Raw genomic sequence first — 14,857 nt, 5'->3', positions numbered from 1 at the left:
TTGTTCAATAAAATAAATCATGCTACAATGAAAACGAATTAAGGACCGGGGAGCCAATTGGCTGAGAGGATGTAAACAAACATCGACCCTCAACCTGATCTGGATAATGCCAGCGTAGGGAGTTACTTAAAGTGATGTAGCATATGTTATTCTATAATAACTTGCATACAAGGCTTTCCTACGCAGTAGGAAAGCCTTTTCTTGTTTTAATATTTCATTTTATAAGGGGGATTTTACTATGTCACAACAAGTTACAATTTCATTTTCAGTAGTACCACAAGCGAAGAACAAAGATGTGTATTCTGTTGTTGATAAAGCAATTGAGGTTGTACAACAATCGGGAGTTCGTTATGAAGTAGGGGCAATGGAAACAACACTGGAAGGAGAATTAGATGTACTTCTTGACGTCATTAAACGTGCGCAACAAGCTTGTGTGGATGCTGGTGCAGAAGAAGTGATTACTTCTATTAAAATCCATTATCGTCCAAGCACTGGTGTAACGATAGATGAAAAGGTTTGGAAGTACCGTGATGAATATGCAAAACCAGAAGCAATCTAAAATAATTACAACAATTTGGCTTATCCTTCTCATTGCGATATGGGAAGGATCTGTTTCATTATTTAAAATTGAACCGTGGATTTTACCGAAGCCTTCTGCCATTGTTCAAGAATTAATTGGAATGAAAGATTTACTATTACCGAATACGATACAAACGTTACAAGAGGTTATAATTGGACTATTTTTTGCAATTTTAATTGGGACAAGTATTGCAATTATTATGGACGTTATCCCTTTATTTCGTATTTTAATAAATCCGTTGCTTGTTATTTCGCAAACGATTCCAATCGTTGTACTTGCACCGTTATTTATTATTTGGTTTGGATATGGAATGCTACCGAAAGTAATGGTAGTAATACTCGTTTGTTTCTTTCCGATTGCGCTTAGCATTTTAGAAGGTTTTCAAACGGTAGATAAAAATATGTTGAAGTTGTTGCAAACGATGAAGGCAACGAAATGGCAAGTTTACCAGAAAGTAAAGTTTCCAGCAGTGCTTCCATACTTTTTCTCCGGTTTAAAAATTGCAGTTACATATAGCGTAATGGGAGCGATTATTGGAGAATGGCTCGGTGCAAGCGAAGGGTTAGGAGTTATGCTTACGAGGGCTACAAAATCTTTTTTAACTGCCCGGGTATTTGGTGTTGCAGCAATTATCGTCATGGTGACATTATGTCTGTATTTTATCGTGGAGTTTATGGCAAGAATAACAGCACCATGGATATATAGAAAGGACGGCAGAAAATGAAAAAAGGTTTAAAAGTTATGTTGGCTGCCTTATTAGCAGTAGGTGTGGCTGGATGTAATCCGGCGAAGAAAGAAGAAAGTGTAAGTAAAGATCAAAAAGTAAAAGTAGTATTAGATTGGTTCCCGAATACGAATCATACTGGTTTATATGTAGCGCAAGCGAAAGATTATTATAAAAAGAAAGGCTTAGATGTAGAAATTATTCAGCCTGGTGACAATGTAACAGCAGAGCAAATGATAGCTTCAGGAAAAGCTGACTTCGCAATAAGCGCACAAGAAAATGTAACGTTGGCTCGGGTGGAAGGTATTCCTGTTGTATCTGTAGGAGCGATTATTCAGCATAACACTTCAGCTTTTGCGTCACTTAAGAAAGATAACATGACTTCACCGAAAAATTTTGAAGGCAAACGTTACGGAGGCTGGGGAGGACCAGCAGAAGAAGCGACGTTGAAGACAATTATGGAGAAACATCAAGCTGATTTTAATAAAGTCGAAAAAATCATTTTAGGACAAACAGATTTCTTTAAATCAATTGGCCGTGATGCTGATTTTGAATGGATTTATTACGGCTGGGATGGTATTGAAGCGAAGCGTCAAGGAAAAGAGTTAAATACAATTATGGTGAAAGACTTAGACCCAGCGCTTGATTTCTATAGTCCTGTTATTATTACGAGTGAAAAACATACGAAGCAAGATAAAGACTTTGTGAAAAAGTTTATGAGTGCAACGACGGAAGGTTATAATTTTGCAATTAAAGAACCGAAAGAAGCTGCTGATATTTTAATTAAAGCTGTTCCAGATGTGAATAAAGACTTAGTACAAGAAAGTCAAAAGTGGTTAAGTACGAAGTATCAAGATGATGCAAAAGCATGGGGAGTACAGAAGGAAGAAGTTTGGACGAATTACATGAATTTCTTATATGATAACAAAGTTATTAAGAAGAAAATTGATGTAAAAGATGCCTTTACAAATGAGTTCCTTCCAAATGAAAAATGAGTGGATTACAAATAAAAGATATTGTGAAATCTTTCGATGGAAAGAATGTATTAGCAAATATTAGTGCTTCTATACGAGAGGGAGAATTCGTTTCCTTTGTAGGCCCAAGTGGTTGTGGGAAAAGCACATTATTAAATATGATTGCAAATGTTGAAAATCCAACAAGTGGGAATGTAACGTATAAGGATAAGTACGTACAAGAGCAAGATGTTGTAAGTTATATGCCACAGCAGGATTTATTACTACCTTGGCGATCAGCTTTGCAAAATATAGTTCTTCCATTGGAAATCGAAGGTAAACCGAAAAAACAAAGGCTGACAGAGGGAATGGAAGCATTAAAGCAGTTTGAACTAGATGAATATGCAGACCATTATCCAGATGAGTTATCTGGTGGTATGCGTCAAAGAATTAGTTTTTTGCGCACATATTTATGTGAAAAGCCAATTATGCTACTTGATGAGCCTTTTGGGAAATTAGATGCCTTTACAAAAATGGAAGTACATAGCTGGCTTTTAAACTCTTGGCACCAAGAGAAGCAAACAATCGTTATGGTTACACACGACCTAGATGAGGCGATTTTACTTTCAGATCGCGTATTTATTTTATCTCAAAGACCAGCATCAATAGTTGGTGAGGTACAAGTGAAATTACCTAGACCGAGAACGATGGATATGTTAACATCACTTGAGTTAAAGAAGGATAAGGAAGAAATTCTGAGAGTATTAGCTCCTTATATGAAAAAATAGAAAAAGCCTTTTAACAGTTTTTTGTATAATTACTGTTGAGAGGTTTTTTTATATAGGAGGAGAAAGATGAAATCTATAGAAAAAATAGTGAATTCATTAACGATGGACAATCTTGAAGAAGGAACAAAAGAAAAAATAGAGAATAGAATATAACAGAGTAGTTTATACTCTTAATATAACAAATGTTAAAGGAGTGAAAGGATAAAATGACTTTATCAACTGTTCTTCAAATGGTTTTAGCTTGATACGGGAGAAGTCTGCCTATTTTTTAAAATTAAGCTAAATTGAAGACAGCAGGTAAAGAACCTTAATCCTTTTTTACGATAATATGTAATGGGTAAGGTGTATTCACCTTACCCATTTTTTATATATACAATTAAATAAGGCTTTATACTGTTGTTCTCTCTATTTAGCTTATGAAGAAGTATAAGTAGAGGAGAGAAAAAATGAGTATATTAACAGTAGAAAATGTAAGTCATTCGTATGGTGAGAAAACTATTTTATATAATGCGTGTTTTCAGCTATTAAAGGGCGAGCATGTTGGGTTAGTAGGTAAAAATGGAATTGGGAAATCAACATTGTTAAGGATTTTAACAGGAGAACTTATACATGACGATGGGAACATTGAATGGTTTCCACATGTGAAGGTAGGTTTTTTACAGCAGCATATGGATTTACAAGAAGGGATAACAATTGAAGGATATTTACAAAGTGCATTTTCTAATTTGTATGCGATTGAATGCGAAATGTTAAAAATTGCTGAAGAAATGAATGGAGCAGGAGAAATAGAAAAACTGTTAGTAAGGTATGGAGAATTACAAACTATATTGGAAAGCTCTAATTTCTATCAAATTCATACAGAAATTGAAGAAGTAGCAATCGGTTTAGGGTTATTTGAAATCGGGTTGAAAAAGGATGTTTCAAAGTTAAGTGGAGGACAGCGAACAAAGTTATTACTTGGGAAGCTCCTTTTAGAAAAAGCTGATGTTTTATTGTTAGATGAGCCAACAAACTATTTAGATACAGCTCATATAGAATGGTTGCAATCGTATTTGAGACTATATGAAAAAGCTTACATTATCATTTCGCATGATGAAGTATTTTTGAATAATATTACGAATGTTATTTATCATCTAGAAGAACGGAAGGTTAAGCGGTACGTAGGCGATTATGAACGTTTTTTGCAAAGTTATCAATTGCAAAGAAAACAATTACAATCTGCGTATGCGAAACAACAAAAAGAAATTGCCCAGTTAGAAACATTTATTCAAAAAAATAAAATTCGAAAAGCGAAACAGGCGAAAAGTCGGGAGAAAGTATTGGAGAAAATGCAAAGGGTTGAAAAGGTTAATCATGTACCTCGATCCCGTTTTGATTTCAATGTTTATGAGGAGCCAGTGAGTCGTATATTACAGGCTGAGAAACTGAGAATAGGCTATAGTGATTCGCTATTTCCAGAATTGAATTTACAAGTGAAAAAAGGAGAAAAGATAGCGATTGTTGGCCATAATGGTATTGGAAAAACGACAATATTAAAAACGTTATTAGGCCAAATAAAGCCGTTAAGCGGTTCAATTTCTGTTGGAGAACGAGTAAATCCTGCTTATTTTGCACAGGAAGAGTTTGCTTCAGAAACAACACCATTAGAGAAAGTTTGGGCAGAACGACCAGATATGACAAAGAAAGAAGTACGCCAAGCATTAGCAAAGTGTGGATTGAAAGAAGAACACGTATTAAAACCTATTCGTTTATTAAGCGGTGGAGAACAAACGAAAGTACGTTTATGTGAACTTATCGTAACGAAAAGTAACGTTTTAATTTTAGATGAACCAACTAATCATTTGGATATAGAAACAAAGAAATCTTTGCAGGAAGCGTTACAACAATATAAAGGAACAGTTTTACTTGTTTCACATGAGCCTTCTTTCTATGAAGCATGGATAACAAAAGTATGGAATATAGAAGATTGGAACGTTGAACAATATGAATAAAGAAAAGGCATTAGCTTATAAAAGCTAATGCCTTTTCTTTGTGATTAACATGATTTTCGAGAATTCTTACATGAGAATTGTATGAAGAAGCACTCTTATGGTGCGCTTATAAGCGTGCTTTTTCTTTTGTTATGTTTATATTTATAATAATACTAGATGCCTTTCCCTAATAGGCGACTATCTTTCTTTATATATATAGATAGTTTAAAGTGGAATTAAAATAATTCCTATATGTAAAGGATAATGTGATTAGTATGGGAAGACAATAGAAGTTAAAGGAAATTCATGTAAAATTCAGATGAACTTCACACGAACTTCATATTAGAAACTAAATATAATTATAATAGGTTATTATAATATCGATTTATGATTTTTTAAAAGTTAAAAGTTTGAATTTAGGACAGAGCACTTAAACCTAAATTCAAACTTTAGTGAAATAATTAATGGGGATTACGTTTAGTTTTCGCTAATGGATGCATTTACAAGTTCGGCGGGATTGCCTGTTCCTGCCCCTCCGATTATAACAGATCCACCAGGAGGAATTTCACCATTCCATCCTGCATTCGTAATTACGTAATGATTATTTACTTTACTACTAATTTTAGAATCCCAAACTTGTGTTAAATTGCCGTTATAATCAAATTCTAATTTCCAGTTTTTAATAGGGTTCGTTCCGCTATTTTTAATTACAATTGAGAAGTTGTAACCACTTCCCCAATTTGAAGTGATTGAAAAGGAAGCATTGCCATTTCCACCAGGAGGTGTTGTGTTAGTATCATCTGTTTTTACAATAATAGAAGTAGGCTGTGATTTATTCCCAGCAGCATCTTTTGCTACTATTGAAAATGTGTATTCTGTATTAGATTTTAAGTTTTTAATTGTAATGCTATTTGTTGTTGTACTCCATTTCTCTTCTCCAGCAGTAACTTCATATTCCGTAACTCCTACGTTATCAGTAGATGCAGTCCAGTTTAATTGAACTGAGTTTGAATTTTTATTTGTAACAGCAATATTTTTTACGTTTGTTGGTGATTCAGTATCTTTTTGAGTAATAGGTCCACCTAGTAATTCTTTTACTAACGTATCAAGTAATTTGGGCCCACTACAACTATATTTTGGACTTGTACGGCAATCCCCGCTAAGCTCCCAAAACATTGCGCCACTTAAACCTTTTGTCTTTATATAGTCTGTTTTATATTTCATAGATTCGTTGTCATCATAGCTAATAAACGTACCTGTAGTCGCATTATATAAATAAGGTACTTTCGCTACATCGTTCCATCCGCGAACAAAACCATTTTTATTAACATAATTAGCTGCTAAATCACCATAATCATACACACCTGTATCACCGGTAGAATAATCATCCCAAGTACCTTTAGAAGCGAGCTTTCCATCACTACCTGGTTTACAAGGTTGGTATTGTCCGTTATTTTCTTTTCCACAACTTTTCCATCCGCGTCCGTAAAATGGTACACCTAATACGAGTTTATCCGCTGGAACACCTTCATTTGTATAAATGTCTATCGCACCATCTACGTAAAATTTCGTATCCGCTGCTGGGTCACTTGGATCTTTGTATAGAGCTGCATTATGGTTAGAAGTAGCTTCCCATCCACCGTGGAAATCATATGTCATAATATTAATCCAATCCAGTATTTGAGAGATTTTCTTTAACTCTGTATGATCAGCATAACGTTGGCTTGCACCTGATGCGATTGTTAGTAAATATTGTTTACCATCTTCTGCACCAGCTTTAGTTAATGCATTTCGAACTTCTTGAAGGAGTAGGGTGAAGTTTTGCTTATCTTCAGGACGATAACTACCACCAGGAATCGTTTCTACGCCCGGATATTCCCAATCTAAATCAACGCCGTCAAATCCATATTCGCGAAGAAAAGCTACTGTAGATTCAGCGAATACTTTTCTTGTTTTTTCATCCGCGGCCATGTCAGAAAAGCGGTTAGACCAAGTCCAGCCACCAACGGAAATAATTGTTTTTAGGTGAGGATACTTAGCTTTTAATCGTTTCAGTTCGCCGAAATTTCCGCAGCGTGCGTATTTATCACAATCTTCCCAAGTTGTACCTGAGCCAGGATAAGATTTTGTGACATCAGCCCATGGTTCACCGAGTACGAGAGTGCCATTAGGGACCTCTTTATTTTGCAGTGGTACACCAGATTCTTTACAGTTCCACGTTTGTTTATTTGGATTATCGGGGTGAGTAGAAGGGTTTCCATGTTTTCCATTCCAGCAAATATCAGCGAAAGCATAGTTTAAATGGGTTAGCTTTGATGCATCAAGGTCTGCAACTTGATAATTACGTCCGTAAATACCCCATGAAGGAAAATACCCAACAATTTTTTGACCTTGCTTCGGTGAATCTGCTAATGCGACATTTGGAGTAATAAAGTTTGTGAGAAAAAGAGGCAAGAAGAGTAGTAGGGATAGTAATAGCAGTGTGAATTTTTTTGATCTCATAGTCATTTCTCCTTTCAAAGTAAAAGATATATTTAAAGGCATGCGCCAATAAATCAAAATGAATCTAGACGTATGAAACGTCTAGAAAAAAATGATCAGACATCACGAAGTCTATACAAGGGAGCTGGGGTGATTAAATCGTAGCAAATGTAAGATTTGGTGTAAACGCTTTATTTGATTCAAAAAGATTTTCTCAATATTAAATGGCTCTAATATAGACTACATATGAAAATAAAATATTGATTAGGGAAGAAAAGGCTCTTTGTAATTAAATTTGAGAAAAAATTGTATGAGGTCAACTTGTAATGGCATAGCAAGATGAGAAAATATCATGTAAAATAATAGTAAAAATATGTAAAGGAGGGAATGGTGTGGATGTGTTTTTGAACATTGCTGAAGAAAAAATTCGACAAGCAATACGGAATGGAGACCTTGATCATATTCCGGGAAAAGGAAAACCACTACAATTAGAAGACCTTTCAATGGTACCTCCAGAACTTAGAATGAGTTATAAAATATTAAAAAATGCAGGTATGATTCCACCAGAAATGGAACTACAAAAAGATATATTAAAAATAGAAGACTTAATTGCGTGCTGTTATGATGAAGTAGAGAGAAAAAAATTACAAGAAGAGTTAACAGCAAAAATGCTTCGTTTTCAGCAGATAATGGAAAAGAGAAAGATTAAAGAGAATTCGGCTTTTCGTATGTATCAAGATAAGGTATTTCGTAAATTACGCTAAGAGGGATAAGATGACTACATTTAAAACGATAGAAGAATTAGCGACATATATTGAAGAACAACAATTAGTACTTCTGTTTATTAAAACGGAAAATTGTGGTGTTTGTGATGTTATGCTAAGAAAAGTAAATTGCGTATTAGAGAATTATGATTACGTAGAGAAAGTAGAAATATTACTACAAGACATGCAAGAGATTGCGGGGCGATATGCAGTATTTACAGGACCAACAGTTTTATTATTTTATAATGGAAAAGAGATCCTTCGTGAATCGCGCTTCATTTCACTTGAAAATCTAGAGAGAACGATTCAATTATTCGAAGATTAAGGGAGGCTTTTATATGGAATTTATTATTGTCATACTATTATTTGTTGTAGTTGGAACGATCGTAACAGCAGTTCGATCAAACAAAAAGAAGGTAAATCTTACGAAACAAAATAACATTCATAATTCATCTAACAGTTCATCACCATTATTTTTCTTTGCTGGATCTGATAATGATAGCTCGCACGATGGAGGTTCACATGATTGTGGAGGATCTTTCGGTGGAGATAGCGGAGGCAGCTGCGATGGTGGTGGAGGTGGCGGTGATTGATGAGAATGCGCCCTATAGGGGGCGTATTTCTTTTTAAACAAACGTTTGATTAGTTGGCTTACCTATGCATAAAAACAATTAAACAAACGTTTGATTAAATATTTTTAACATACTAAGGGGAATGGAAATGAAAAGGGAGCCAAAAGTGAAAAATAAGGGGAAAGTAGTGTTATTTTTATTAGCTGCGGGAGGCGTATTTCTTGTCAAATTAGGATTTAAAATTGGAATAATACATACGATTCGAACGTGGTTTGAAAGTACGTTTTCTTAAATAAGGAATATAGCCTCTTGCGATAGAGGTTTTTTATTTGTTATTATTAGACTGAACGGTCGGTTTAAAGAGGTGTGAATATGAGAAGAAGCGCAGAAGAGATAAAGAAAGAAATTGCATATAAAGCGGAAAGTCTGTTTTCACAGAAGGGCTATGCAGCTACATCTATGGAAGAGATTTGTGAAATTACAGAGCGAAGTAAAGGGAGCATTTATTATCACTTTAAAAGTAAAGAAGAATTATTTTTATTTGTAGTAAAACAGCATACGTATGATTGGCTTGAAAAATGGAATGAAAAAGAGAAATTGTATAGTACCAGTACTGAAAAACTATATGGTCTCGCGGAATACTATGTAGAGGACATACAGCAACCCATTTCAAATGCAATAGAGGAATTCTCTATGAGCCAAGTTGTAAGTAAAGAGATTTTGGATGAACTGTTAGCTTTAACTAGAGAATCATATGTTATGTTTGAGCAATTAATTGAAGCGGGTATACAGTCTGGAGAGTTTCGTGGAGAGAATACGCGAGATCTTATGTATATTGTGAATGGATTATTATCAGGGCTTGGAGTACTTTACTACGAATTAGATCATAAAGAGCTGAAACGTATTTATAAAAAGGCAATAGATGTATTGTTAAAAGGGATGGCAGCTGAATAATAAGTCAGTTGCTTTTCTTACAAAACAAATTAGACCGAACGGTCGGTTTATGAAAGAGGAATGAAAATGAACGCTTTATTTAAAAACCGAGCATTTATGCTCGTTATGACATCTGATATTTTACAACAATTTGCAATTTGGATTAGAAATATGGCTCTTTTGTATTTCATAATGGAGCGAACGAATAATGATCCGGTTTCAGTTTCGTTGTTATCGGTTATGGAATATGCACCTATTTTTATTTTCTCGTTTATCGGTGGTGCGCTAGCTGATCGCTGGAATCCGAAAAGAACAATGGTTGCTGGGGATGTGTTAAGTGTACTGTCTATTATCGGAATTGTCTTGTTGTTAAAGCTGGATTATTGGCAGGCTATATTTTTTGCAACACTCATTTCTGCGATTGTAGGTCAGTTTTCTCAACCATCATCTTCGCGTATATTTAAGCGCTATGTAAAGGAAGAACAGGTGGCAAATGCAATTGCATTTAACCAAACATTACAGTCATTATTTATGATTTTTGGACCAGTGGTAGGCTCGCTTGTGTATACACAACTTGGCTTATTTACGTCACTATATAGCTTAATCATTTTATTTTTGTTATCTGCTATCGCTCTTTCATTTTTACCAAAATGGGTTGAACAAGAGCAAGTGGCGAGAGATTCATTAAAAAATGATATAAAAGAGGGGTGGAAATACGTTCTTCATACGAAAAATTTACGTATGATTACAATCACTTTCACCATTATTGGCTTAGCTGTTGGACTATCGAATCCATTAGAAGTATTTCTTGTAATAGAACGGCTTGGAATGGAAAAAGAAGCAGTTCAATATTTAGCCGCAGCTGATGGAATAGGTATGTTAATTGGTGGTATTGTTGCTGCAGTTTTCGCTTCAAAAGTGAATCCGAAAAAGATGTTTGTATTCGGTATGAGCATATTAGCAATATCATTTTTAGTAGAAGGGCTATCTACATCATTTTGGATTACTAGTTTCATGAGGTTTGGAACAGGTATTTGTTTAGCTTGTGTTAATATCGTTGTCGGTACGCTTATGATTCAACTTGTACCGGAAAATATGGTTGGAAGAGTAAATGGAACAATTTTACCACTGTTTATGGGCGCTATGCTAATTGGAACTTCACTAGCTGGAGGATTAAAGGAGATGACCTCACTAGTTACTGTGTTTTGTATAGCAATGGCACTTATTTTATTAGGGATAGGGCCAGTTCTACGCATGCAAATAAAGAAAGAAGATGTCGTTAATAAAGAGGAACTAACAAATTCATTAGCTTCGAAATAACTATTGTAAGGGAGCAAAATTGCTCCCTTTTTCTTTGAGGAACTTTTGACAACTATATGAGCCAATTATATACTGATGTTGTAAAAACGATTTTACAGGTTAGGAGCAATGGTGTGAAAAATCAAATCTATGAATTACGCACTGAAAATAATATTTCACAAGGCGCATTAGCTGATAAATGCAAGGTTTCTAGACAGACGATAAATGCAATTGAGAATAATAAATATGATCCAAGCTTAGCGTTAGCCTTTCGTTTAGCGGAAGTATTAGGAACAACTGTTGATAAATTATTTTTGTACAAGCAGTAGAGTCTCTCATTGTAAGGCGCACCGTTAAAAATAAAAAATATCCCCTTCTCATGTGAAGAGGATATTTTTCTTATAGCGTTTTCGTTTTTGGACTAGGTGGTGTAACGGATGTATCATTTTCGGGAACTCTAGTTAGTAAAAATCCACCAATAATAAACAGGACAATAATACTAAGGACACCAGCGTTTGTTTTTCCAGTTAATTGCGTTGTAACACCGACTAATACTGGACCCATAATTGCTGCGAACTTACCAAATATATTATAAAATCCGAAGAATTCATTAGCAGATTCTTTTGGTACTAGTTTTGCAAAATAGGAACGACTAAGTGCTTGAATACCACCTTGAGAAGTGGCAACTAACATTGCTAAAATCCAGAAATCAAGTGTCGTTTTTAAGAAATAAGCATATGTGCAGATAATGATATAAATAATAATACCGACATATAGCATCTTTTTACCTGTAAATGTTTCTGATAACTTTCCGTATAATAAAGCGAATGGACAAGCTACAATTTGTGTTACAAATAAGATGATTAATAGGTTCGTTGCACTAATACCGAGATCTGTTCCGTAAGCGGTAGACATAGTAATAATGGTATCGACCCCGTCAATGTAGAAAAAGTAAGCAATTAGGAACATAAATACAGTTTTATATTCTTTAATGTTTTTAAAAGTACTAGCAAGGCGTTTGAAGCTCATTGTAATTGGTCTTGGGTGACGTTCAATATAATGTGTTTGCTCTACATTTTTTAGCATTGGAATTGTAAATAACCCCCACCAAAGAGCTGTTATCGCGAATGAAATTTGACTAGCAATACCAACGGATAAAGGAATAGTTCCTTTTTGAGCAAGAATAATAAGAGCGATACAACCAATAAAAGGAATAGTACTCCCAATATAGCCTAAAGCGAAACCTCTCGTAGAAATTCGATCCATTCTATCTTCAGAAGTGACATCTACTAAAAATGCATCATAAAAAATGTTTGCTCCCGCAAAACCGACTAATGCGAGCATATAGCAGCCTAGTAATAAGTACCACTGAGATGTTGGGACGACTGCTAGCATACTTGTAAATACGATACCGAGTCCAAAGAAGAATGTGAAAAATCGTTTTTTAAATCCTTTATAATCAGCGACTGTGCCGAGAATAGGGGCAAGTATAGAAATTAAAAGTGTAGCGAACGAGTTTGTATATCCCCAATATGCTGTTGAAGTTGCACCAGATAGTCCAGCTTCTTTTGCAGCTGTTTTAAAGTAAATTGGGAATAATGCAGTTGTAATGACGAGCGAATATACCGAGTTCGCCCAATCGTATAATATCCAGCTTTTTTCTTGTCTGGACATTTTTTTCATATAGTGTTCCCCCTTAAATTTGTTCTACTAACAGTGTACAAAAATAAAAATTGTAAAAAGAGAAACAGTGATGATTTTTACATAACTTTTACATATATACACAGTTCTTTACAATTGAAGTAAATCCTCTACAATTGACCCGTCTGTTTCACCTAAGTGTAAACCGAGTAGTCTAGCGATAGTTGGACCTTCATCAATAAGTCTCATATACGGAATGGTAACGCCTTCTTCGATACCTTTCCCAGCAGCGATAAAAATTGTTTCATAGTTAGGTTTTGTTGGAGAGTATCCATGTGTACCAAATGTATATTTTTTACTAGGCGTAACATCTTTTTCGGTAATTTCCTTTATAAAATCTCCTGTATAGTTTTCAGTGAAATAATACCCTTCTCGCGCTTCTAACATAAATAAACAATTACCATCTGCACCGCAGTCTTTTGCAGCTTCATCATGAAGCATAAATTCAATTCCATTTTGTTTATTTTGAAGCAGGTCTTCAAGGAGTAGTTGTACTTCCCGAATTGTATCCGTATCGTTTTTGTCTTTCACATATACATAGGCAGAGCCGTCGCAACTTTGACAATAGACCTTCCAGTCTACTAATTTTCCTTTTGTATTTAGAGATATAAGCCCTTTTTGATGAAATAGTACATTTAATTGAATGGCTTTGTTTTCACTTAAAGCGCTATGGTCACCAAGAGCGATAATTGTACTCTCTTCATATAGATTACTGTCTTTTAAAGCTTGAATAATTTTACCTAGCCTTTCATCATGTCTATGAATTGCAGCTATTGTTTCTTTGGATTCAAAGCCGTGATAGTGTCGTTGGGTATCTAAATCGGTGAAATGTACAAACATGACATTAGGCTTTTTTGTCTGGATTGTATGCACGGTAGAAGCAAGTACGAAATCATCGAGTTCAGGTTGTGACAGTCCATTTCGTATATGGCCGAAGCGCCGATTCAAATCTAATTGGTATAGCGGGCTACCGCTAAATAATGAAACTAAAACTTGATTTTGCCACGGTCTATTTGGAAAGATTTCTGGTAAATTGTAATCAATATTTGCTCTGCCAGTCACAGGCCAAAGAAGGGCAGCTGTCGTTAAATTTGCTTTACGTGCTTCATCGTATAAAGTTGTTCCTTTAATGGATTTTCGGTACCAATGCCAATCTGGTGACTCGCATCCAGGTTGAAGTAATGTATTGCTAACAACACCGTGCTTGTTAGGGTAATTACCGGTTACGATTGTTGAGTGGCTTGGATATGTTACAGAAGGATAAATTGGTTCTACTTTTTCGACAACCGTGCCCTTTTTTATTAGAGATTGGAAATGAGGTAATTTTTGTAGTATAGGAAAATCTAAAGCTGATAAACAGTCGAATGATAAAATAATGACACGATTCGTTAATGCTGTACCCATAGAGTAATCCTCCTAATTATATAAAACCTATTATTATATATTACTATTAATACCTAGTAATAAAAATATATTTTTAGGTGAAAATTTATTATTTATTTTCAGAAAAATCAAATATATAATAAGTATAAGGGAATCTAGGGAAGGAGGGAATAGTATGGACTGGCTAGATGGGTTCGGTATCTTTTACATCATTGGCGTAATCACGATTATCCTTGTATTTGCTATTTCGTATTTACTAAAGAAACGGTTTCCAGATAAACAGTTTGATATTATATTTGCACTTAGTTTAATACTTCTTTGTTTAGTATCCTTTCCCGTTACAATGATGGTTATTGGTGGATGGGAAGGAATGGGATATGGATTTATTGGTTTCTTCGTTCTACTGGGTACACTTATCGGTATGATTGCACATCAACTTGTAAAAATCTCGCGAAAAAGCTACGTATAAAACTGCAAAAAATGAAAAGAATATATAAAAGTAAGAAAATTAGCTATTGTTTTAAAAAAGAATTTGTATTATGATAATCAACAAATTTATTTCGTTATAACGATGAAAAAGGACTAGTACATGTTTACCCTTTTTAGCAGAGAGAGAATCCGCTAGGCTGAAAGATTCTTAAAAAGGCGATATGGAACCTACCTTCGAGTTCTGCATATGCAGCGGGAATTTCCCGTTATCAAAAAGAGA

The 14,857-nt window shown here is 34.8% G+C and carries 16 protein-coding genes, 1 riboswitch and 1 other annotated feature (1 of these 18 running past the window's edge); of the genes, 13 read left to right on the top strand and 3 right to left on the bottom strand.

Annotation, left to right across the window (positions count from 1 at the left end):
- The first annotated feature begins 36 nt into the window (after positions 1–36).
- A riboswitch (TPP riboswitch) is annotated at positions 37–138 on the top strand.
- A gap of 100 nt (positions 139–238) precedes the next feature.
- The 5 genes from QCI44_RS26150 to QCI44_RS26130 all read left to right on the top strand — a co-directional run bounded on the left by QCI44_RS26150 (position 239) and on the right by QCI44_RS26130 (position 5,036).
- Complete coding sequence (locus tag QCI44_RS26150) at positions 239–559, top strand: MTH1187 family thiamine-binding protein (RefSeq protein ID WP_000082898.1); 321 nt, start codon at positions 239–241, stop codon at positions 557–559.
- On the top strand, positions 531–1,304 hold the full coding sequence (locus QCI44_RS26145; protein WP_016089481.1) for an ABC transporter permease: 774 nt from the start codon (positions 531–533) through the stop codon (positions 1,302–1,304). The genes QCI44_RS26150 and QCI44_RS26145 overlap by 29 nt, the downstream gene beginning before the upstream one ends.
- The gene (locus tag QCI44_RS26140) at positions 1,301–2,299 is read left to right on the top strand and encodes an ABC transporter substrate-binding protein (protein ID WP_016089480.1); all 999 of its coding nucleotides are present in this window, start codon (positions 1,301–1,303) and stop codon (positions 2,297–2,299) included. The genes QCI44_RS26145 and QCI44_RS26140 overlap by 4 nt, the downstream gene beginning before the upstream one ends.
- On the top strand, positions 2,296–3,045 hold the full coding sequence (locus tag QCI44_RS26135; RefSeq protein ID WP_016089479.1) for an ABC transporter ATP-binding protein: 750 nt from the start codon (positions 2,296–2,298) through the stop codon (positions 3,043–3,045). Before QCI44_RS26140 ends, QCI44_RS26135 begins: the two co-directional genes overlap by 4 nt.
- Positions 3,046–3,491: 446 nt before the next feature.
- Positions 3,492–5,036 (top strand): ABC-F family ATP-binding cassette domain-containing protein, encoded by a 1,545-nt coding sequence (locus tag QCI44_RS26130; RefSeq protein WP_098986120.1) that lies wholly within the window; start codon positions 3,492–3,494, stop codon positions 5,034–5,036.
- Between the two features lie 456 nt (positions 5,037–5,492).
- Here QCI44_RS26130 and QCI44_RS26125 read toward each other — a convergent pair whose 3' ends face one another.
- The gene (locus QCI44_RS26125; protein WP_098986119.1) at positions 5,493–7,517 is read right to left on the bottom strand and encodes a glycosyl hydrolase family 18 protein; all 2,025 of its coding nucleotides are present in this window, start codon (positions 7,515–7,517) and stop codon (positions 5,493–5,495) included.
- 371 nt (positions 7,518–7,888) lie between these two features.
- Between QCI44_RS26125 and QCI44_RS26120 the strand changes: the two genes are divergently transcribed.
- The 7 genes from QCI44_RS26120 (at position 7,889) to QCI44_RS26090 (ending at position 11,393) form a co-directional block, all read left to right on the top strand.
- The gene (locus tag QCI44_RS26120) at positions 7,889–8,260 is read left to right on the top strand and encodes a DnaJ family domain-containing protein (RefSeq protein WP_016089476.1); all 372 of its coding nucleotides are present in this window, start codon (positions 7,889–7,891) and stop codon (positions 8,258–8,260) included.
- A gap of 10 nt (positions 8,261–8,270) precedes the next feature.
- Positions 8,271–8,585 carry a thioredoxin family protein gene (locus tag QCI44_RS26115; protein ID WP_016089475.1) on the top strand — a complete coding sequence of 105 codons (315 nt, stop codon included), beginning with the start codon at positions 8,271–8,273 and terminating at the stop codon, positions 8,583–8,585.
- 13 nt (positions 8,586–8,598) lie between these two features.
- Positions 8,599–8,853 (top strand): hypothetical protein, encoded by a 255-nt coding sequence (locus QCI44_RS26110; RefSeq protein ID WP_016089474.1) that lies wholly within the window; start codon positions 8,599–8,601, stop codon positions 8,851–8,853.
- A 127-nt stretch (positions 8,854–8,980) separates the two neighbouring features.
- On the top strand, positions 8,981–9,124 hold the full coding sequence (locus tag QCI44_RS26105) for a hypothetical protein (protein ID WP_016089473.1): 144 nt from the start codon (positions 8,981–8,983) through the stop codon (positions 9,122–9,124).
- An 80-nt stretch (positions 9,125–9,204) separates the two neighbouring features.
- Complete coding sequence (locus tag QCI44_RS26100) at positions 9,205–9,786, top strand: TetR/AcrR family transcriptional regulator (protein ID WP_098986117.1); 582 nt, start codon at positions 9,205–9,207, stop codon at positions 9,784–9,786.
- Between the two features lie 66 nt (positions 9,787–9,852).
- Positions 9,853–11,085 carry an MFS transporter gene (locus QCI44_RS26095; RefSeq protein WP_016136995.1) on the top strand — a complete coding sequence of 411 codons (1,233 nt, stop codon included), beginning with the start codon at positions 9,853–9,855 and terminating at the stop codon, positions 11,083–11,085.
- Positions 11,086–11,141: 56 nt separating this feature from the next.
- Positions 11,142–11,393, top strand: coding sequence for a helix-turn-helix transcriptional regulator (locus QCI44_RS26090; protein WP_002023181.1), 252 nt, complete (start codon positions 11,142–11,144; stop codon positions 11,391–11,393).
- A gap of 70 nt (positions 11,394–11,463) precedes the next feature.
- Here the strand turns inward: QCI44_RS26090 and QCI44_RS26085 are convergent, their stop codons facing one another.
- A complete protein-coding gene (locus QCI44_RS26085) occupies positions 11,464–12,747 on the bottom strand; it encodes an MFS transporter (RefSeq protein WP_016089470.1) in 1,284 nt (427 codons plus the stop codon).
- Positions 12,748–12,855: 108 nt separating this feature from the next.
- Positions 12,856–14,169 (bottom strand): alkaline phosphatase family protein, encoded by a 1,314-nt coding sequence (locus QCI44_RS26080; RefSeq protein ID WP_353811499.1) that lies wholly within the window; start codon positions 14,167–14,169, stop codon positions 12,856–12,858.
- A 154-nt stretch (positions 14,170–14,323) separates the two neighbouring features.
- Here QCI44_RS26080 and QCI44_RS26075 point away from each other — a divergent pair, with 154 nt between their 5' ends.
- Positions 14,324–14,617 carry a YesK-like family protein gene (locus QCI44_RS26075; protein WP_016089468.1) on the top strand — a complete coding sequence of 98 codons (294 nt, stop codon included), beginning with the start codon at positions 14,324–14,326 and terminating at the stop codon, positions 14,615–14,617.
- Between the two features lie 93 nt (positions 14,618–14,710).
- Positions 14,711–14,857: a binding site (T-box leader), on the top strand; it runs 60 nt beyond the window's last position.

It is taken from the genome of Bacillus cereus group sp. RP37, assembly GCF_040459695.1.
Lineage (GTDB): Bacteria > Bacillota > Bacilli > Bacillales > Bacillaceae_G > Bacillus_A.
Note: the sequence above shows the minus strand (reverse complement) of the source record. Positions and strands in the feature narration are given on the sequence as shown.

What these genes read in the sequence shown, in the direction of transcription:
- QCI44_RS26150 (WP_000082898.1), top strand. Translation starts at nt 239, where the DNA reads ATGTCACAACAAGTTACAATTTCATTTTCAGTAGTACCACAAGCGAAG.
- QCI44_RS26145 (WP_016089481.1), top strand. Translation starts at nt 531, where the DNA reads ATGAATATGCAAAACCAGAAGCAATCTAAAATAATTACAACAATTTGG.
- QCI44_RS26140 (WP_016089480.1), top strand. Translation starts at nt 1,301, where the DNA reads ATGAAAAAAGGTTTAAAAGTTATGTTGGCTGCCTTATTAGCAGTAGGT.
- QCI44_RS26135 (WP_016089479.1), top strand. Translation starts at nt 2,296, where the DNA reads ATGAGTGGATTACAAATAAAAGATATTGTGAAATCTTTCGATGGAAAG.
- QCI44_RS26130 (WP_098986120.1), top strand. Translation starts at nt 3,492, where the DNA reads ATGAGTATATTAACAGTAGAAAATGTAAGTCATTCGTATGGTGAGAAA.
- QCI44_RS26125 (WP_098986119.1), bottom strand. Translation starts at nt 7,517, where the DNA reads ATGAGATCAAAAAAATTCACACTGCTATTACTATCCCTACTACTCTTC.
- QCI44_RS26115 (WP_016089475.1), top strand. Translation starts at nt 8,271, where the DNA reads ATGACTACATTTAAAACGATAGAAGAATTAGCGACATATATTGAAGAA.
- QCI44_RS26110 (WP_016089474.1), top strand. Translation starts at nt 8,599, where the DNA reads ATGGAATTTATTATTGTCATACTATTATTTGTTGTAGTTGGAACGATC.
- QCI44_RS26105 (WP_016089473.1), top strand. Translation starts at nt 8,981, where the DNA reads ATGAAAAGGGAGCCAAAAGTGAAAAATAAGGGGAAAGTAGTGTTATTT.
- QCI44_RS26100 (WP_098986117.1), top strand. Translation starts at nt 9,205, where the DNA reads ATGAGAAGAAGCGCAGAAGAGATAAAGAAAGAAATTGCATATAAAGCG.
- QCI44_RS26095 (WP_016136995.1), top strand. Translation starts at nt 9,853, where the DNA reads ATGAACGCTTTATTTAAAAACCGAGCATTTATGCTCGTTATGACATCT.
- QCI44_RS26090 (WP_002023181.1), top strand. Translation starts at nt 11,142, where the DNA reads ATGAGCCAATTATATACTGATGTTGTAAAAACGATTTTACAGGTTAGG.
- QCI44_RS26085 (WP_016089470.1), bottom strand. Translation starts at nt 12,747, where the DNA reads ATGAAAAAAATGTCCAGACAAGAAAAAAGCTGGATATTATACGATTGG.
- QCI44_RS26080 (WP_353811499.1), bottom strand. Translation starts at nt 14,169, where the DNA reads ATGGGTACAGCATTAACGAATCGTGTCATTATTTTATCATTCGACTGT.
- QCI44_RS26075 (WP_016089468.1), top strand. Translation starts at nt 14,324, where the DNA reads ATGGACTGGCTAGATGGGTTCGGTATCTTTTACATCATTGGCGTAATC.